Origin of the sequence: Pseudomonas sp. HS6-2, from assembly GCF_049325675.2 — a bacterium.
GTDB lineage: Bacteria > Pseudomonadota > Gammaproteobacteria > Pseudomonadales > Pseudomonadaceae > Aquipseudomonas > Aquipseudomonas putida_N.
This window is the reverse complement of record NZ_CM143906.1, coordinates 639,301-656,124: the sequence shown is the minus strand read 5'-3', so window position 1 is coordinate 656,124 and position 16,824 is coordinate 639,301. Positions and strand designations below refer to the sequence as shown.

General features: G+C 64.2%; 17 protein-coding genes. 11 read left to right on the top strand and 6 right to left on the bottom strand.

Annotated elements, in window-relative coordinates; genetic code table 11:
• Nucleotides 1-10: 10 nt before the first annotated feature.
• The 8 genes from ACOKS3_RS02965 (at nucleotide 11) to ACOKS3_RS02930 (ending at nucleotide 9,260) form a co-directional block, all read left to right on the top strand.
• A complete protein-coding gene (locus tag ACOKS3_RS02965) occupies nucleotides 11-1,378 on the top strand; it encodes a PepSY-associated TM helix domain-containing protein (RefSeq protein WP_103445851.1) in 1,368 nt (455 codons plus the stop codon).
• 212 nt (nucleotides 1,379-1,590) lie between these two features.
• Nucleotides 1,591-2,997, top strand: coding sequence for a D-serine/D-alanine/glycine transporter (cycA, locus tag ACOKS3_RS02960; protein WP_103445852.1), 1,407 nt, complete (start codon nucleotides 1,591-1,593; stop codon nucleotides 2,995-2,997).
• 190 nt (nucleotides 2,998-3,187) lie between these two features.
• Nucleotides 3,188-4,453 (top strand): urea ABC transporter substrate-binding protein, encoded by a 1,266-nt coding sequence (gene urtA / locus ACOKS3_RS02955; protein WP_346643802.1) that lies wholly within the window; start codon nucleotides 3,188-3,190, stop codon nucleotides 4,451-4,453.
• 121 nt (nucleotides 4,454-4,574) lie between these two features.
• Nucleotides 4,575-6,062, top strand: a complete 1,488-nt coding sequence (gene urtB, locus ACOKS3_RS02950; RefSeq protein WP_422764376.1) for an urea ABC transporter permease subunit UrtB — start codon at nucleotides 4,575-4,577, stop codon at nucleotides 6,060-6,062.
• A complete protein-coding gene (urtC, locus tag ACOKS3_RS02945; protein WP_103445855.1) occupies nucleotides 6,062-7,141 on the top strand; it encodes an urea ABC transporter permease subunit UrtC in 1,080 nt (359 codons plus the stop codon). Before urtB ends, urtC begins: the two co-directional genes overlap by 1 nt.
• Nucleotides 7,138-7,995 carry an urea ABC transporter ATP-binding protein UrtD gene (gene urtD, locus ACOKS3_RS02940; protein WP_422764375.1) on the top strand — a complete coding sequence of 286 codons (858 nt, stop codon included), beginning with the start codon at nucleotides 7,138-7,140 and terminating at the stop codon, nucleotides 7,993-7,995. Before urtC ends, urtD begins: the two co-directional genes overlap by 4 nt.
• Before the next feature lie 19 nt (nucleotides 7,996-8,014).
• Nucleotides 8,015-8,713: an urea ABC transporter ATP-binding subunit UrtE gene (gene urtE / locus ACOKS3_RS02935; protein WP_103445856.1), complete on the top strand. Its 699-nt coding sequence runs from the start codon at nucleotides 8,015-8,017 to the stop codon at nucleotides 8,711-8,713.
• A gap of 31 nt (nucleotides 8,714-8,744) precedes the next feature.
• Nucleotides 8,745-9,260, top strand: a complete 516-nt coding sequence (locus ACOKS3_RS02930) for a GNAT family N-acetyltransferase (RefSeq protein WP_422764374.1) — start codon at nucleotides 8,745-8,747, stop codon at nucleotides 9,258-9,260.
• 123 nt (nucleotides 9,261-9,383) lie between these two features.
• Here ACOKS3_RS02930 and ACOKS3_RS02925 read toward each other — a convergent pair whose 3' ends face one another.
• Together ACOKS3_RS02925 and cbpA are read right to left on the bottom strand one after the other, a co-directional pair.
• Entirely contained in the window at nucleotides 9,384-9,689 is a 306-nt protein-coding gene (locus tag ACOKS3_RS02925; RefSeq protein ID WP_103445858.1) for a chaperone modulator CbpM, read from the bottom strand.
• A gap of 2 nt (nucleotides 9,690-9,691) precedes the next feature.
• Nucleotides 9,692-10,660, bottom strand: a complete 969-nt coding sequence (gene cbpA, locus ACOKS3_RS02920) for a curved DNA-binding protein (RefSeq protein WP_103445859.1) — start codon at nucleotides 10,658-10,660, stop codon at nucleotides 9,692-9,694.
• A 163-nt stretch (nucleotides 10,661-10,823) separates the two neighbouring features.
• Here cbpA and ACOKS3_RS02915 point away from each other — a divergent pair, with 163 nt between their 5' ends.
• Nucleotides 10,824-12,095 (top strand): Hsp70 family protein, encoded by a 1,272-nt coding sequence (locus ACOKS3_RS02915; RefSeq protein WP_103445860.1) that lies wholly within the window; start codon nucleotides 10,824-10,826, stop codon nucleotides 12,093-12,095.
• 127 nt (nucleotides 12,096-12,222) lie between these two features.
• On the opposite strand, the gene ACOKS3_RS02910 is transcribed toward ACOKS3_RS02915, so the two are convergent.
• From ACOKS3_RS02910 to ACOKS3_RS02900, 3 genes are all read right to left on the bottom strand, one after another.
• Nucleotides 12,223-13,230, bottom strand: coding sequence for an AI-2E family transporter (locus ACOKS3_RS02910; RefSeq protein ID WP_054887833.1), 1,008 nt, complete (start codon nucleotides 13,228-13,230; stop codon nucleotides 12,223-12,225).
• Nucleotides 13,231-13,300: 70 nt separating this feature from the next.
• Complete coding sequence (locus ACOKS3_RS02905; protein WP_103445861.1) at nucleotides 13,301-13,588, bottom strand: PsiF family protein; 288 nt, start codon at nucleotides 13,586-13,588, stop codon at nucleotides 13,301-13,303.
• Between the two features lie 62 nt (nucleotides 13,589-13,650).
• The gene (locus ACOKS3_RS02900) at nucleotides 13,651-14,439 is read right to left on the bottom strand and encodes an AraC family transcriptional regulator (protein ID WP_103445862.1); all 789 of its coding nucleotides are present in this window, start codon (nucleotides 14,437-14,439) and stop codon (nucleotides 13,651-13,653) included.
• Nucleotides 14,440-14,562: 123 nt separating this feature from the next.
• On the opposite strand from ACOKS3_RS02900, the gene ACOKS3_RS02895 reads away from it, so the two are divergent.
• Nucleotides 14,563-15,435, top strand: a complete 873-nt coding sequence (locus ACOKS3_RS02895; RefSeq protein WP_422764373.1) for a DMT family transporter — start codon at nucleotides 14,563-14,565, stop codon at nucleotides 15,433-15,435.
• Here ACOKS3_RS02895 and ACOKS3_RS02890 read toward each other — a convergent pair.
• A complete protein-coding gene (locus tag ACOKS3_RS02890; protein WP_103445864.1) occupies nucleotides 15,432-16,322 on the bottom strand; it encodes an esterase/lipase family protein in 891 nt (296 codons plus the stop codon). The two genes, ACOKS3_RS02895 and ACOKS3_RS02890, sit on opposite strands and share 4 nt — an antisense overlap.
• A gap of 124 nt (nucleotides 16,323-16,446) precedes the next feature.
• On the opposite strand from ACOKS3_RS02890, the gene osmE reads away from it, so the two are divergent.
• On the top strand, nucleotides 16,447-16,788 hold the full coding sequence (gene osmE, locus ACOKS3_RS02885; protein WP_103445865.1) for an osmotically-inducible lipoprotein OsmE: 342 nt from the start codon (nucleotides 16,447-16,449) through the stop codon (nucleotides 16,786-16,788).
• Nucleotides 16,789-16,824 lie beyond the last annotated feature (36 nt).

The window sequence follows — 16,824 nt, the reverse complement described above, 5'->3', positions numbered from 1 at the left end:
GGAGGTTCCCATGAGAGGAACACGCATCAACTTCTACAACCTGGCCTGGCGTTGGCACTTCTATGCGGGGCTGTTCGTGGCCCCGTTCATGATCCTGCTGGCGATCACCGGGATCATCTACCTGTTCAAACCGCAGCTCGACCCGCTGCTGTACCGTGACCTGATGGTGGTCGAAGCCGGCCATCATCGACAGGGCGCCGACACACTGCTGGCCGAAGTACGCCAGGCCTACCCGAAAGGCCATGTCGGCCAGTACCTGCCGCCAACCAATGCCGAGCGCAGCGCGCAGTTCGTGGTGCATGACGGTGGCCGCGAGCTGAACGTGTTTGTCGACCCGTACAGCGGCAAGATCCTTGGCGAGCAGGACGGCAAGCAGAACCTGCAGGCCATCGCCCGCGCCCTGCACGGCGAACTGATGGTCGGTACGGTCGGTGACCGCCTGGTTGAGTTGGCCGCTGGTTGGGGCATCGTGCTGGTGGTGTCCGGCCTGTACCTCTGGTGGCCACGCGGGCGCAACGGTGCCGGTGTGCTGTGGCCACGGTTCGCGGCAAAAGGTCGATTGTTCTGGCGCGACCTGCACGCGGTGACCGGGTTCTGGGGTTCGGCCCTGCTGTTGCTGATGCTGGTCAGCGGCATGACCTGGACCGGCATGTGGGGCAAGCAGTACGCCGATCTGTGGAACCGCTTCCCGGCGGCCATGTGGAATGACGTGCCCAAGTCGGACCAGCAAGCTCGCGAACTGAACAGCGCGCACCGTCAGACCGTGCCGTGGGCGATGGAGAACACGCCGATGCCGCAATCCGGCGCGCATGCCGAACATGCCGGGCATCACATGATGGACAGTGCTCCGGCTGCGCCTCAGGTGAGCCTGCAGCAGGTGGAAGACATCGCCACTTCACGCCAGGTCGAACCGGGTTACAGCATCACCGCGCCGACCACTGCCGACGGCGTGTACACCATCGCCGTGTTCGCCGACGACCCGCGCAACGACGCGACCCTGCATGTCGATCAGTACACCGGCAAGGTGCTGGCGGATGTGCGCTGGCAGGACTACAGCCCGGTGGCTCGCGCGACCGAGCTGGGCGTGATGCTGCACGAGGGCAAGATGTTCGGGCCGCTGAACCAGATCATCATCCTGCTGGTGTGCCTGATGATTCTGCTGGGTTCGGTAAGCGGCCTGGTGATGTGGTGGAAACGCCGGCCCGAGGGTGGGCTGGGCGTGCCGCCGCTGCGTCATGACCTGCCGCGCTGGAAGACGGCTGTGGGGGTGATGCTGGTGCTGGGCGTGATGTTCCCGATGGTGGGAGTGTCGATGGTGGTGATGTGGGTGGTGGATAGCCTGGTGGTGAAGCGCCGCCGGGTGCTGGCCAGCGCGTGATACCTCACCGGCCTCTTCGCGGGGCAAGCCCGCCCCTACAAGCGATTGCGTTCTCTTGTAGGAGCGGGCCTGCCCCGCGAAGAGGCCGGCACAGGAGAACAGCTGCTACGCAAAAGTCGAGTCGATCTGTCGCGCCCCGATCTGGCACGAGCGTGTTAGCCTAACCGGCTACCTCCGACAAGAAGACCGACCTTCCAAGGGAATGCAGCTTGATGACGCAAACTTCTCCCAACACGCCAGATGAACAACATCTGCAGCGCAACCTGACCAACCGCCACATCCAGCTGATCGCCATCGGTGGTGCCATCGGCACCGGCCTGTTCATGGGCTCGGGCAAGACCATCAGCCTGGCGGGGCCGTCGATCATCTTCGTCTACATGATCATTGGCTTCATGCTGTTCTTCGTCATGCGCGCCATGGGCGAACTGCTGCTGTCGAACCTCAACTACAAGTCGTTCATCGACTTCTCCGCCGACCTGCTCGGCCCCTGGGCCGGCTACTTCACCGGCTGGACCTACTGGTTCTGCTGGGTGGTCACCGGCATCGCCGACGTAGTCGCCATCGCTGCCTACACACAGTTCTGGTTCCCCGACCTGCCGCAGTGGATACCGGCGCTGACCTGCGTGGCCTTGCTGCTGTCGCTGAACCTGGTGACGGTGAAGATGTTCGGCGAGCTGGAGTTCTGGTTTGCCCTGGTCAAGATCGTCGCCATTCTCGGCCTGGTCGCCACAGGCCTGTACATGGTCATCACCGGTTTCACCTCGCCCAGCGGGCGCACGGCGCAGCTGGCCAACCTGTGGAATGACGGCGGCATGTTCCCCAATGGCCTGATGGGCTTCTTCGCCGGCTTCCAGATTGCCGTGTTCGCGTTCGTCGGCATCGAACTGGTGGGCACCACCGCCGCTGAAGCGAAGAACCCTGAGCGCACCCTGCCGCGGGCGATCAACTCGATCCCGGTACGGATCATCGTGTTCTACGTGCTGGCACTGATCGCGATCATGGCGGTGACCCCATGGCGCGACGTGGTACCGGGCAAGAGCCCGTTCGTGGAGCTGTTCGTGCTGGCCGGCCTGCCGGCGGCGGCGAGCATCATTAACTTCGTGGTGCTGACTTCGGCGGCCTCGTCGGCCAACAGCGGCGTATTCTCCACCAGCCGCATGCTCTATGGCCTGTCCCAGGAAGGCGATGCGCCCAAAGCGTTCGAGAAACTGTCGAGCCGCTCGGTGCCGGCCAACGGCCTGTACTTTTCCTGCACCTGCCTGCTGCTGGGTGCGGTGCTGATCTACCTGGTGCCGAACGTGATCGAGGCGTTCACCCTGGTCACCACCGTCTCGGCGGTGCTGTTCATGTTCGTCTGGACGCTGATCCTGCTGTCGTACCTGAAGTACCGCAAAAACCGTGCGGCACTGCATCAGGCTTCGAAGTACAAGATGCCGGGCGGGCGTTTCATGTGCTACGTGTGCCTGGTGTTCTTTGCCTTCATCCTGGTGCTGCTGAGCCTGGAGGCCGACACCCGCTCGGCGCTGGTGGTGACGCCGATCTGGTTCCTGCTGCTGGCGGTGACCTACCAGTTCGTGCGTAGCCGCCGTCATCCGCGCTCGGCGGTGCGTAACAGCTGACTCAGCAAGGGGCCGCACAGCGGCCCCAATCCTGTGCACACGAATCCAACAAGCACCAAGCTGGACCTCGCAAACGCCCCAACACCTCGCACAACCCCTCTATTACGAACCTTCCGCCACTAGGCACACCCCTTGCAACGCCCCTCCCCGCTTGGCCAACACCATAAAAAACTCAGCGGAGAGAGAGCACATGAAGCGTCGCAGTCTGATCAAGGCCTTTACCCTCAGCGCATCGATTGCGGCAATGGGCCTTAGCTGGAGCATCCAGGCGGCCGAGACCATCAAGGTCGGCATCCTGCATTCGCTGTCGGGGACCATGGCCATTTCCGAGACCTCGCTCAAGGACATGGCGCTGATGACCATCGAGCAGATCAACGCCAAGGGCGGGGTAAACGGCAAGATGCTCGAACCGGTGGTGGTCGACCCGGCCTCCAACTGGCCGCTGTTCGCTGAAAAGAGCCGCCAGCTGCTGACCCAGGACAAGGTCGCCGTGGTGTTCGGCTGCTGGACCTCGGTGTCGCGCAAGTCGGTGCTGCCGGTGTTCGAAGAGCTCAACGGCCTGCTGTTCTACCCGGTGCAGTACGAGGGTGAAGAGATGTCGCCGAACGTGTTCTACACCGGTGCTGCGCCCAACCAGCAGGCCATCCCGGCCGTCGAGTACCTGATGAGCGAGGATGGCGGCAGCGCCAAGCGCTTCTTCCTGCTGGGTACCGACTACGTGTACCCGCGCACCACCAACAAGATCCTGCGCGCGTTCCTGCACAGCAAAGGCGTGGCCGACAAGGACATCGAAGAGGTGTACACGCCGTTCGGCCACGCCGATTACCAGACCATCGTCGCCAACATCAAGAAGTTCTCCGCCGGCGGCAAGACGGCAGTCATCTCCACCGTCAACGGCGACTCCAACGTGCCGTTCTACAAGGAACTGGCCAACCAGGGCCTGAAGGCCACTGACGTGCCGGTGGTGGCGTTCTCGGTGGGTGAAGAAGAGCTGCGCGGCATCGATACCAAGCCGCTGGTGGGCCACCTGGCCGCGTGGAACTACTTCGAGTCGGTGGATAACCCGGTCAACCAGAAGTTCGTCGCCGACTGGAAGGCCTATGCCAAGGCCAAAGGCCTGCCGGGTGCCGACAAGGCGGTGACCAACGACCCGATGGAAGCCACCTACGTGGGCATCCACATGTGGGCACAGGCCGCCGAGAAGGCCAAGTCCACCGACGTCGACAAGGTCCGCGAGGCGCTGGCCGGGCAGACCTTCAAGGCACCGTCGGGCTTCACCCTGACCATGGACAAGACCAACCACCACCTGCACAAGCCGGTGATGATCGGCGAGATCCAGGATGACGGGCAGTTCAGCGTGGTCTGGGAAACCGAGCAGCCGCTGCGGGCGCAGCCGTGGAGCCCGTTCATTCCGGGTAACGACAAGCGTCCGGACTATGCAGTGAAAGGTAACTGAGTGCATGGGGCTGCTTTGCAGCCCATTCGCGGGACAATCCCGCTCCTACAGGCCTGCGCGATGCCTGTGGGAGCGGGCTTGTCCCGCGAAGAATCCAACACCGATTTCCAGGATTGCCCGCATGCTCAGATTCCTGCTCACATTGCTCCTGCTAATCCCTCTGGCAACCCAGGCCAGCGAGGGCGAATTCTTCCTCACCGCCAAGCCCGCCGAGCAGGCCCGACTGCTCGAAAGCTGGGCGGCACAACCTGATGCCGCGCGCCTGCCGCTGCTGGACAACCTGCGCCAGGGCCGTATCGCCGCCGATGACACGCGCAAGGTACGCCTGAACAACCGCCTGCGCGGTCTGATCGACAACGCCCTGGCCAGCCACCAACTGCTCAGCGACGACAACGCCACGCGCCTGGCCGCCGCCCAACAACTGCAAAAGAGCGCGCAACCGGCACAGATGGCCTTTCTCGACCGGCGCTTCGCCAGCGAGCCAGACGCCGCCGTGCATGCCGCCCTCGGCCTGGCCCTGGCCAACCTGCAACTAGGCGCCGGCGAGCCGGCCGTGCGCCTGGCCGCCGTGCGCCTGCTCGGCGAAACCGGTGACCCGCTGGCCCGCACCCGCCTCGAAGCGCTGTTGCAGCCGGGCGCGGAAAGCGACCCGGGCGTGCGTACCGCCGCCGAAACCAGCCTGGCCCAGGTCAAGCGCAAGCTGCTGGTCGGCGAACTGCTCGGCCAGGCCTTCAGCGGCCTGTCGCTGGGTTCGATCCTGCTGCTGGCCGCGCTCGGCCTGGCGATCACCTTCGGCCTGCTCGGGGTGATCAACATGGCCCACGGCGAGATGCTCATGCTCGGCGCCTACAGCACCTACATGGTCCAGGTGCTGTTGCAACGCTACGCCCCTGGTGCCATCGAGTTCTACCCGCTGATCGCCCTGCCGGTAGCCTTCGCGGTCAGCGCCGGGGTCGGCATGGCCCTGGAACGCACAGTGATCCGCCACCTCTACGGCCGCCCGCTGGAAACTCTGCTGGCCACCTGGGGCATCAGCCTGATCCTGATCCAGGCCATTCGCCTGCTGTTCGGCGCGCAGAACGTAGAAGTCAGCAACCCGGCCTGGCTGTCGGGTGGCATCCAGCTGCTGCCTAACCTGGTGCTGCCGTACAACCGCCTGGTGATCATCGGCTTTGCGCTCGCCGTGGTGTTGCTCACCTGGCTGCTGCTCAACCGAACACGCCTGGGCCTGAACGTGCGCGCCGTCACCCAGAACCGCAACATGGCGGCCTGCTGCGGCGTTTCCACCGGGCGCGTCGACATGCTCGCCTTCGGCCTTGGCTCGGGCATCGCCGGCCTGGGCGGCGTGGCCCTGAGCCAGGTCGGCAATGTCGGCCCGGACCTGGGCCAGAGCTACATCATCGACTCGTTCCTGGTGGTGGTGCTCGGCGGCGTCGGGCAACTGGCCGGCAGCCTCTGGGCAGCGTTCGGCCTAGGGATAGCCAACAAGCTGCTGGAGCCGCAGATCGGTGCGGTGCTCGGCAAGATCCTCATCCTTGCGTTGATCATTCTGTTCATCCAGAAGCGCCCGCAAGGCCTGTTCGCCCTCAAGGGACGGGTAATCGACTGATGAACCAGCCACTGCTTGTCACCGCTACGCAAAAGGCCGGGCCACGGCTGTCGCTGGCCATCGGCGCGGTCGTCGTCCTGCTGCTGGTGGCCCTGCCGCTGCTGTCGCTGCTACCGGCCGATCACACCCTGCAGGTCTCGGCCTACACCCTCACCCTGGTCGGCAAGATCCTGTGCTACGCCATCGTCGCCCTGGCCCTTGACCTGGTCTGGGGCTATGCCGGGTTGCTGTCGCTGGGCCACGGCCTGTTCTTCGCCCTCGGCGGCTACGCCATGGGCATGTACCTGATGCGCCAGGCGGCCGGCGACGGCCTGCCCGGGTTCATGACCTTCCTGTCGTGGAGCGAACTGCCGTGGTACTGGGCCGGTACCCAGCACTTTGCCTGGGCCCTGTGCCTGGTGGTGCTGGCACCCGGGCTGCTGGCGCTGGTGTTCGGCTGGTTCGCCTTCCGCTCGCGGATCAAGGGCGTGTACTTCTCGATCATGACCCAGGCCCTGACCTTCGCCGGCATGTTGCTGTTCTTCCGTAACGAAACGGGCTTCGGCGGCAACAATGGCTTCACCAGCTTCCGCACCATCCTCGGCTTCGACATCGCCGCGCAGGGCACCCGCGCGGTGCTGTTCCTGCTCACCGTCGGCCTGCTGCTGGCCAGCCTGTACCTGTGCTGGCGCCTGACCCAGAGCAAATTCGGCCGCCTGCTCACCGCCGTGCGCGACGCCGAAAACCGGCTGATGTTCTGCGGCTACGACCCGCGCGGTTTCAAGTTGCTGGTGTGGGTGCTCAGCGCCGTGCTGTGCGGCTTGGCCGGTGCGCTGTACGTGCCGCAGGTGGGCATCATCAACCCCAGCGAAATGTCGCCGACCAATTCCATCGAAGCCGCCGTGTGGGTGGCCCTGGGCGGGCGTGGCACGCTGATCGGCCCGCTGCTCGGTGCCGGCCTGGTCAATGGCATGAAGAGCTGGTTCACCGTGGCCTTCCCGGAGTTCTGGCTGTTCTTCCTCGGTGCGCTGTTCATCCTCGTGACCCTGTACTTGCCCAAAGGTGTGGTCGGCCTGTTGAAGAAAAGGAGCCAGCCATGAGAGGCGTGCCCCCGGTCCACCCGGAATTCATGCTCGAACCCGTATTCGACACCCTCGGCAGCGGCCGCGAGGCGATCGGCCTGGGCCACAGCCGCAAGGCCGGCCTCGACACCCGCCACGGCACGGTGCTGAGCCTTGAGGACATCAGCGTCAGCTTCGACGGCTTCAAGGCGCTCAACGCACTGAACCTGTACATCGGCGTCGGCGAACTGCGCTGCATCATCGGCCCCAACGGCGCCGGCAAGACCACGATGATGGACGTGATCACCGGCAAGACCCGCCCCGACACGGGCAGCGCCTTCTTCGGCGACACCCTCGACCTGACCCGCATGAGCGAGTACCAGATTGCCCAGGCCGGCATCGGCCGCAAGTTCCAGAAGCCCACGGTGTTCGAGGCGCTGACCGTGTTCGAGAACCTGGAGCTGGCGTTGAAGACCGACAAGTCGGTGTGGGCCAGCCTGGCCGCGCGCCTGAGCGGCGAACAGCGCCAGCGCATCGAAGAAGTGCTGACTACCCTGCGCCTGCTGCCACTGGCCCAGTGCCAGGCCGGCCTGCTGTCGCATGGGCAGAAGCAGTTTCTCGAGATCGGCATGCTGCTGGTGCAGGAGCCACAACTGCTGTTGCTCGACGAGCCAGTGGCGGGCATGACCGATGCCGAGACCGAGTTCACAGCCGAGCTGTTCAAGGGCCTGGCCGGCAAGCACTCGCTGATGGTGGTGGAACATGACATGGGCTTCGTCGGCAGCATCGCCGACCATGTGACCGTGCTGCACCAGGGCAGCGTGCTGGCGCAAGGGTCGCTGGAACAAGTGCAGGCGGATGAGCGGGTGGTCGAGGTTTACCTGGGTCGCTGATCAATACCAAGGACAAGACATGCTGAAAATCGACACCCTGCACCAGTACTACGGCGGTAGCCATATCCTGCGCGGCCTGTCCTTCGAGGCCAAGGTCGGCGAAGTCACCTGCCTGTTGGGCCGCAACGGTGTGGGCAAGACCACCTTGCTGCGCTGCCTGATGGGCCTGGTGCCGGCCCGTGAAGGCAATATCGAGTGGGAAGGCAAGCCGATCACCACGCTCAAGCCCCAGCAGCGGGTGCATGCCGGGATCGCCTACGTGCCCCAGGGCCGGGAAATCTTCCCGCGCCTGACTGTCGAGGAAAACCTGCTGATGGGCCTGTCGCGCTTCCCGGCCCGCGAGGCACGTGAAGTACCCGCGTTCATCTACGAACTGTTCCCCGTGCTTGAGCAGATGAAGCAACGCCGTGGCGGCGACCTGTCCGGTGGCCAACAGCAACAGCTGGCCATCGGCCGAGCCCTGGCCAGCCGCCCGCGGTTGCTGATCCTCGACGAACCGACCGAAGGTATCCAGCCCTCGGTGATCAAGGAGATCGGCGCGGTGATCCGGCGCCTGGCCGAGCGGGGCGACATGGCGATCCTGCTGGTGGAGCAGTTCTACGACTTCGCCGAAGAACTGGCCGACCAGTACCTGGTCATGGCCCGTGGCGAAATCATCCAGCGCGGCCGGGGTGAAAACATGCAGGCTGAAGGTGTGCGCGGGCTGGTAACCATTTAATCTGCAATCAACGATCCTGCGAGACGCTGTCATGAGTTACGTAATCCGCGATGCCCTGGCCACCGACATACCGGGCATCCTCGACATCTACAACGACGCCGTGCGCAACACCACGGCAATCTGGAACGAAACCCCGGTGGACCTGGGCAACCGCCAGGCCTGGTTCGAAGCACGGGCGCAGCAGGGCTATCCGATCCTGGTGGCCGTGGATGAGACCGGTGTGCTGGGTTATGCCTCGTTCGGCGACTGGCGGCCGTTCGAAGGGTTTCGCCTGACCGTGGAACACTCGGTGTATGTGCGCGGCGACCAGCGTGGCAAGGGCCTGGGCCCGGTGCTGATGGCGGCGCTGATCGAGCGGGCGCGTGGGTGCGGCAAGCATGTGATGGTCGCGGCCATCGAAAGTGGCAATGCCGCCTCGGTGCGCCTGCATGAGCGGCTGGGCTTCGTGGTGACCGGGCAGATGCCGCAGGTGGGGGTGAAGTTCGGGCGCTGGCTGGATTTGACCTTCATGCAGCTGGTGCTGAACCCGGGTGCCGAACCAAGCTGAGTTCGGTGCTGAATTCTTCGCGGGACAAGTCGGATCGCCGCACCGCCGCTCCTACAGGATCACCGTTGCCGCCGGGTCCTGTAGGAGCGGGCTTGCCCCGCGAAAGGGCCGGGCCTGCAAACCTCACATCTGGGTGAACCTGCCTAGCCGCTGCTTCAACATGCTGTTCTCACTGCGCAGCTGCTGCACCTCTTGCAGCAGCTCCAGCGCCAGCGCCACCCCTTCCCACTCCAGTTCCAGCTCCTGATGCAGCTTCGCCGCGCGCTTGGCCAACAGCGGCGCCTGATCGTCGAACAACCAGTCCTCCGGCGTTCGCCCCGAAGGTTCGACAATGCCGTGCTCGACGATTTCGATCACGTAGTCAGCCGTGATATCGGCTTCCTGACACAGGGTACGCATGTCCAGTTGAACGATCAGGGTGGTGCTCATGATCACTTACTCCATTGTGTCCTCGGGTCGAACGCCGCTTTCTCGGAAAGCTGGGTCCACAGTTCACGGGTAGCAGCGTCGGAAGCTGGCGGCATCACCACTTTCAGCTGCGCGTAGAGGTTGCCGCGCTCGCCGTTCTTGTTCGCCAGGCCCATGCCCGGCACGCGCAGGCGCTGGCCGCTCTGGCTGTCGGGGCGGATGGTCAGGTTGATCTTGCCGGTCAGGGTCGGCACCGCCACCTTGGTGCCCAGGGCTGCCTCCCACGGCGCCAGCGGCACAGTGATGATCAGGTCATGACCTTCGACATCGAACAGCGGGTGAGGTGCCATGCGTAGGGTCAGGAACAGGTCGCCATTGGCACCACCGCCAACACCCGGGGCGCCCTGGCCCTTGAGGCGGATGCGCTCGCCGTCGGTGACCCCGGCAGGAATCTTCACGTTCAGGGTCTTGGTGGTGAACCCGGTGCGCTGGCCGGCCGCGTTGGTCTGCGGCACCTGGAAGCTGATCTGCTTGGATTCCTTGCTCAGGGTTTCTTCCAGGAAGATCGCCAGTTCCAGTTCCACGTCCTGCCCTCGCCTGCCGGCACTGCGTTGTTGTTGCCGGCCGCCACCACCGAACGGGTTACCGCCACGGGCACCGAAGATCGAGCTGAAGAAGTCGGAGAAGTCGCCGCCCTCGAAGCCATCGCCAGCGCCACCCGCGCCGCCCCGGCTCTGCCAGCCCGGTGGCGCCTGGAAGGGCCGGCCATGCTGGCCGCCGTACTTGCGGATTTCGTCGAACTCAGCGCGTTTCTGCGCGTCACCAAGTACCTCGTAGGCCTCGTTGGCCTCCTTGAACTTGTCCTCGGCGTCACGCTCCTTGCTCACGTCAGGGTGATACTTGCGCGCCAGCTTGCGGTACGCGGCCTTGATCGCCTTGTCGTCCGCTGTGGGCTCTACGCCGAGTATCTTGTAATAGTCTTTGAAGTCCATCTGCGGATCACCAATGTGAATTTTCGTGTTGCATCTGAAGATAGGGGTCAAGCATAGCCTTTCAAGGTTCGCTTGGGGTTGCCTCAAGGCAGACGATCGGTCTTGATTCTGTAGCCAACTGGCATAAACTGCGCGGCCGTTTTGCCTCCGGAAGCTTTTTCCCATGTCTGACGTATCGCCGGCCCGCGCCCTGGGCATCGACTTCGGCACCTCCAACTCCACGGTCGGCTGGCACCGTCCGGGCGTCGAATCGTTGATCGCCCTGGAAGACGGCAAGATCACCCTGCCGTCGGTGGTGTTCTTCAACATCGAAGAGCGTCGCCCGGTGTATGGCCGCCTGGCGCTGCACGAGTACCTGGAAGGCTACGAAGGCCGTCTGATGCGCTCGCTCAAGAGCCTGCTGGGCTCCAAGCTGATCAAGCACGACACCAGCGTGCTGGGCAGCGCCCTGCCGTTCAAGGACCTGCTGGGGATGTTCATCGGCGAGCTGAAAAAGCGCGCCGAGGCTGCCGCCGGTCGTGAATTCGAGCAAGTGGTGCTGGGCCGCCCGGTGTTCTTCGTCGACGAAGACCAGGCCGCCGACCAGGAGGCCGAGGACACCCTGGCCGAGGTAGCGCGCAAGATCGGCTTCAAGGACGTATCGTTCCAGTACGAGCCGATTGCCGCGGCGTTCGACTACGAGTCGGGCATCAGCCGTGAAGAGCTGGTGCTCATCGTCGATATCGGCGGTGGTACGTCTGACTTTACCCTGATCCGCCTGTCGCCCGAGCGCCACCTGGTGGCCGAGCGCCAGAGCGACATCCTCGCCACCGGCGGCGTGCACATCGGCGGTACCGACTTCGACAAGCAGCTGAGCCTGCAGGGCGTGATGCCACTGTTCGGCTACGGCAGTCGGATGAAGAGCGGCGCACTTATGCCGACCAGCTACCACCTGAACCTGGCCACCTGGCACACCATCAACGCCCTGTACTCGCAGAAGTCGCAGCTGGCGCTGGGCAGCATGCGCTACGACATCGAGGACACGCTGGGCATCGATCGCCTGTTCAAGCTGATCGAAGAGCGCGCCGGGCACTGGCTGGCGATGGAAGTGGAAGCCAGCAAGATCGAGTTGACCGAGCAGGTCAGCCGCCGCGTCGACCTCAGCCGTGTCGAGCGCGAGCTGGGTGTGGACCTGACCCGTGCGCTGTTCGAGGAGGCCATCGAAGGGCTGCTGGAGCGGGTGCGCGGCAGTGTGAGCGAGTTGCTGACCAAGGCTGGCGTGAGCGCGGGCCAGGTCGACACGGTGTTTTTCACCGGCGGTTCGAGCGGGATTCCGGCACTGCGCAACAGCGTGTCGGCGATGCTGCCGAATGCGCGGCATGTGGAAGGCAACATCTTTGGCAGCATCGGTAGCGGCCTGGCTATCGAGGCCCGCAAGCGCTACGGCGCGGCCTGACAACCCTTTATTGCCTGCACCGGCCTATTCGCGGGACAAGCCCGCTCCTACAAGATCACCATTGCCTCTGAGCAATAGGTAATCCTGTAGGAGCGGGCTTGTCCCGCGAATAGGCCGGTACAGGAGATCACACCAACTCGGCCCGCTTCAGCTCACTCTTCAGGTAGGCATAGTAGACCGGCCCCGCCACCACCCCCGGCAAGCCGAACGCCGCCTCGAACACCAGCATCGCCAACAACAGCTCCCAAGCCTTGGCACTGATCTGCCCACCGACGATCTTGGCGTTGAGGAAGTACTCGACCTTGTGGATCACGATCAGGTAACCCAGCGCCGCCGCCGCCACCCAGATCGACAGCGACATGCCGACGATGGTGATCAGGGTGTTGGACATCAGGTTGCCGATCACCGGCAGCAGCCCGAGCAAGAAGGTCAGCACGATCAGCGTCTTGGTCAGCGGCAGGTGCACGCCGAACAAAGGCATCACCACGGCGAGAAAAATGCCGGTGAACGCGGTGTTGAGCATCGAGATCTTGATCTGCGCGAAGACGATGTTGCGAAACGCCTGCACCAGCAGGTTCAGCCGCTCGAACAGCGCCGCAGCCAGGGGCTTGCGCCGGGAAATGTCGGGGATACGCTGCAGGGCGATGATGGCTCCGAGGATCATGCCGATCAGCAGGGTCACGAACATGTGCGCCATGCCCTTGCCCACCAGCTGCAGGTCGCTCAGGTGGCTCTTGATCCAGTCACCGATCGCCACCTTGAACTCCGCCGCGCTGGCCGGCAGGTAGGCTTCGATGAACGGCGGCAGCTGGCTGCGAGCGCGTTCGACCAAGGTCATGAACTTGTCCAGCGAGGCACCGGGGTTCTCGGCTTCGTGCAGCAGGAAGCTGAAGGCACCGGCTATCAGCAGGGTCAGCACGCTGACCACCAGCACACCCAGCAGCGCCACCGCCAACCAGCGCGCACGCTGCCCGGCGATCAGCGGTTGCAGGCGCGGGGTGAGCATGTTCACCAGTTCGAACACCAGCAGCCCGGCCAGCAGGCTGGGCAGCAATTTCAGGGGCAAAGCCAGCAGCAGCCCGGCCATGACGATGATCAGGCTGGCCAGGGTGATCTGGCGGGGGGTGAAAGTCATACAGCCTCGACGGCAGACGGCGGGAATGCCCGCAGTCTGCCAGCCTTCGGGGCACAGGCATAGGCGCAGGTCACTTCTTCTTCAGGCAGTCGCTCATGTACGCCTTGCGCTCGTCGCCCTTGAGCGCCTTGGTGGTGGCGTCGGCGTTGCAGGTCTTCATCTTGTCCTGCTGAGACTGCGGCACGTCCTTTTTCAGGCAAGTGCTCATGAACGCCTTGCGTTCATCGCCCTTGAGGGCCTTGGTCGTGGCATCGGCGTTACAGCTTTTCATCTTTTCCTGTTGTGCCGTGTTGGCGGCGAATCCTTGCGCGCTGAACAGCACAGCCAGCGCCAGCAATGGCACGTGCAACATCTTCATGGAGTGGTCTCCTTGTCTCCGCGCCCGATGCACGGGGTCAGGCTGAGTGTAGACAAGAATTCTTACACACCATGCCGGGCCTGCCGCCGGTACTGCTCCGGTGTACAGCGGGCCTGGCGCTGGAACATGGCGATGAATGCCGAGGCGCTGCTGTAGCCCAGGTCAAACGCAATCGCCTGGATCGGCAGCCCGGCCTCCAGGGCCTCGATGGCGCGCAGAAAGCGCAAGCGCAGGCGCCATTCGCCGAAGCTGATGCCCAGTTCGCGCAGGAACTGGCGGGCCAAGGTGCGCTCGCTGACATGCACCCGAGCAGCCCAGTCGGCCAACGGCCGGTTGTCGCCGGGCTCGGCGGTGAGGGCATCCAGCACCTTGCGCAGGCCCTCGTTGTGGGAAAAGGGCAAGTAGCAGGTCTGGGTCGGCGCCTGGTGCAGTTGGTCGAGCAATACCTGCACCAGGCGCTGGTCGCGTTCATCCTGCGCCACCCGCATGTCGCGGCGGGCGAAGTCACCGAGGATGGCCTTGAGGATGTCGCTGATGATCAGGCTGCACGGCTGCGACGGCAGTTCAGCGCACAGGCCGCGGTCGAGATAGACCGAACGATAGACGATGGCCTGGGGGTTGTAGCAGCCATGCTCGGTACCTGGCGGTACCCACACCGCATAGTGGGGTGGCGAGAGGAAGCGCTGGCCGGCGACATCCAGATGCATCACCCCGTGGGCGGTGTAGTTGAGCTGGCCCCAGGCATGACGATGGGGAACACTGTGGGTGTCGGCGCCGAACTCGTCATGGCGGAAGTACACCGGAGCCGGGAGTTGGGCGAACTGTGGGATGTCGAGGTATTTGCGCGGCATGCTGTCTGCTTCGTGGGGCAGGTTGTCTGGATGGAAGTATAGGCTTATGAACAGACAACCGATAATGAGCCTCCATGAGGGCCTGCCTTCCAGCCCCAGCCAAGCCATACGAGTAACTGCTCCATGAACTACCTCTTCCCTCTTGTCGCCATCTTCATCTGGGCCGGAAATACCGTGGTCACCAAGATGTCGGCCGGCGCCATCTACCCTGCCGAAATCGGCTTCTACCGCTGGCTGCTGGCCGGCGCACTGTTCACCCCGTTCCTGCTGCCCGCCGTGTGGCGCAACCGTGCGGCCATCCGCCCGCACCTGGGCAAGGTGGCCATCCTCGGCGTGCTGGGCATGGCCGTGTACCAGAGCCTGGCGTACTTCGCCGCTGGCATCACCAGCGCCACCAACATGGGCATCATCCTCTCGCTGATGCCGCTGATGTCACTGGCACTGTCCATCGCCTGGCTGGGCCAGCGCCTGAGCTACGGGGCCCTGGCAGGTGCAGTGGTGTCGTTCGTCGGTGTGCTCGAAGTAGTCTCCGCCGGCCAGCCCGGCATCTTGCTGGAACAAGGCTTGAACGACGGCGACCTGCTGATGCTGGTAGCGACCCTGGCCTACGCGCTGTACAGCTTCCTGCTGAAGAAATGGCAATTGCGCCTGCCACCGTTGCAGCTGCTGTACCTGCAAGTGCTGGTAGCCATCCTGGTGTTGCTGCCACTGTTCCTGCTTTCGGACAAGACCGGCCTGAATGGCCACAACATCGGCTTGGTGCTGTATGCCTGCGTGCTCGCCTCGATGATCGCGCCGCTGGTGTGGATGCAGGCCGTGCATCGCCTGGGGCCAAGCCGTACCACGCTGTTTTTCAACCTGCTGCCGGTGGTGACCGCGCTGATCGCCGCAGTAGTCCTCGACGAACGACTGGCCAGCTATCACCTGATCGGTGGTTTGCTGACCTTGGTCGGGGTCATTCTCGCCGAGCGCTGGGCCACTCCGATACGCCGCTAGAGCCCGGCGGCCTTGAGCCGTGCCGCATGTTCGGTGAACAGCCGCAGCGGCTCGGCGCCCTTGCCCACGGCGCCCAGCGACTGGTTGACGATATCCAGGTGATCGAGCGGGTAGTCATCGCCGATCACCTGCCCCAGGTGCGAGCTGAAACGCCCGACCATACCGTCACAATGGCCCTTTTCCCTGACGAAACTACGTGCGAACAGCCGGCAGAAGCGGTTGCTGCCGTCGAAGCGGTTGCGCCCCTGGTCGGTCAAGCCCGGCTGCAAGGTGCCGGACCAGGAGTAGTAACGCACGCCGTTCACCTCATACGCCCCCTCCCCGCCCCAGGTATCCGGCAGCCCTTGCGGATAAACCTGGTTGAACTGGGCCACGCCGGCGCTGGTCAGGGCCTGGTGCGAAGCATGCACATCGACCGGCAGCGGGTCGCGCCGCCAGCCGGTTTCCAGCCATACCAGCAACAGTGCCAGGCCATGCAGGATGGCCTTGAGCATGCGCCCCTGGGGCGATCCACCAGGCGCTGTTCGCTCAAGGTGATCGGCCAGTTCCGAGCCATGATTGGGCCCCGCCACCGAAGTGACCGAAGCCACCCGAGCCGGCCGCTTGGCCGCCGCATAACGCGCGTTCAGCGCCCCTTGGCTGTGGCCGATGAGGTTGACCTTTGCCGCGCCAGTGCGCTGGCAGATGTCTTCGATGATCGCCAGCAGCTGCTCACCACGCACCTCGTTGGAATGCAACGGCGAGACCTGCACCGGGAACACCTGCGCGCCACCCTTGCGCAACGCCGGCACGATGCCGAACCAGTACGGATAGAGCAGCACCCGGACAAAGCCGAGCATGCCCGGCACCAGCACCAATGGGTATCGCGTGGCCAACTCCTGCTGCATGGCTTGAGCCCCTTTCCGTGGACGATCGGCCAACACTAGCGCCGCTTCGATGACCATCGCAATCGAACTCCCGACGTGCCGCGTGGTTCCAACCCAGAACAGACCCTTTGCAAGGAGCGGGACCATGTACAAGCAGACCCTGGCAATCCTTCTGGCAAGCGCCACCCTGGCCGCCTGCGGCAGTCGCCCGGAAAACCCGGTGGACTACGTCACCTACCGCGACGAGCCGTTGGTCAAGCAGGTGGAAAACGGCATGACCATGCAGAAGGTCATCGCCATCGGCGGCAGCCCGTCGAACGTGATCGATTTGCCGCACGGGGGTACCTGCAACGACTACATCCTCAACCGCGACGGCCACCAGCAGCCGTACTACGTGCGCTTCGACGCCACCGGTCATGTCGATGCCAAGGGCTTCAAGACCTGCAAGCAACGAGAAGAGGACAGCAAAGCCGCGCACGGCGCTTGAGCCTCCTACCTACCGTGAACACCCGTCCTGACTGTT

Bases quoted from the DNA above. Each gene is read 5' to 3' on its own strand.
- urtE (WP_103445856.1), top strand. From the start codon at position 8,015: ATGCTGAAAATCGACACCCTGCACCAGTACTACGGCGGTAGCCATATC.
- ACOKS3_RS02890 (WP_103445864.1), bottom strand. From the start codon at position 16,322: ATGCAGCAGGAGTTGGCCACGCGATACCCATTGGTGCTGGTGCCGGGC.
- urtA (WP_346643802.1), top strand. From the start codon at position 3,188: ATGAAGCGTCGCAGTCTGATCAAGGCCTTTACCCTCAGCGCATCGATT.
- cycA (WP_103445852.1), top strand. From the start codon at position 1,591: ATGACGCAAACTTCTCCCAACACGCCAGATGAACAACATCTGCAGCGC.
- ACOKS3_RS02900 (WP_103445862.1), bottom strand. From the start codon at position 14,439: ATGCCGCGCAAATACCTCGACATCCCACAGTTCGCCCAACTCCCGGCT.
- ACOKS3_RS02895 (WP_422764373.1), top strand. From the start codon at position 14,563: ATGAACTACCTCTTCCCTCTTGTCGCCATCTTCATCTGGGCCGGAAAT.
- cbpA (WP_103445859.1), bottom strand. From the start codon at position 10,660: ATGGACTTCAAAGACTATTACAAGATACTCGGCGTAGAGCCCACAGCG.
- ACOKS3_RS02925 (WP_103445858.1), bottom strand. From the start codon at position 9,689: ATGAGCACCACCCTGATCGTTCAACTGGACATGCGTACCCTGTGTCAG.
- osmE (WP_103445865.1), top strand. From the start codon at position 16,447: ATGTACAAGCAGACCCTGGCAATCCTTCTGGCAAGCGCCACCCTGGCC.
- ACOKS3_RS02905 (WP_103445861.1), bottom strand. From the start codon at position 13,588: ATGAAGATGTTGCACGTGCCATTGCTGGCGCTGGCTGTGCTGTTCAGC.
- ACOKS3_RS02930 (WP_422764374.1), top strand. From the start codon at position 8,745: ATGAGTTACGTAATCCGCGATGCCCTGGCCACCGACATACCGGGCATC.
- urtD (WP_422764375.1), top strand. From the start codon at position 7,138: ATGAGAGGCGTGCCCCCGGTCCACCCGGAATTCATGCTCGAACCCGTA.
- ACOKS3_RS02910 (WP_054887833.1), bottom strand. From the start codon at position 13,230: ATGACTTTCACCCCCCGCCAGATCACCCTGGCCAGCCTGATCATCGTC.
- ACOKS3_RS02915 (WP_103445860.1), top strand. From the start codon at position 10,824: ATGTCTGACGTATCGCCGGCCCGCGCCCTGGGCATCGACTTCGGCACC.
- urtC (WP_103445855.1), top strand. From the start codon at position 6,062: ATGAACCAGCCACTGCTTGTCACCGCTACGCAAAAGGCCGGGCCACGG.
- urtB (WP_422764376.1), top strand. From the start codon at position 4,575: ATGCTCAGATTCCTGCTCACATTGCTCCTGCTAATCCCTCTGGCAACC.
- ACOKS3_RS02965 (WP_103445851.1), top strand. From the start codon at position 11: ATGAGAGGAACACGCATCAACTTCTACAACCTGGCCTGGCGTTGGCAC.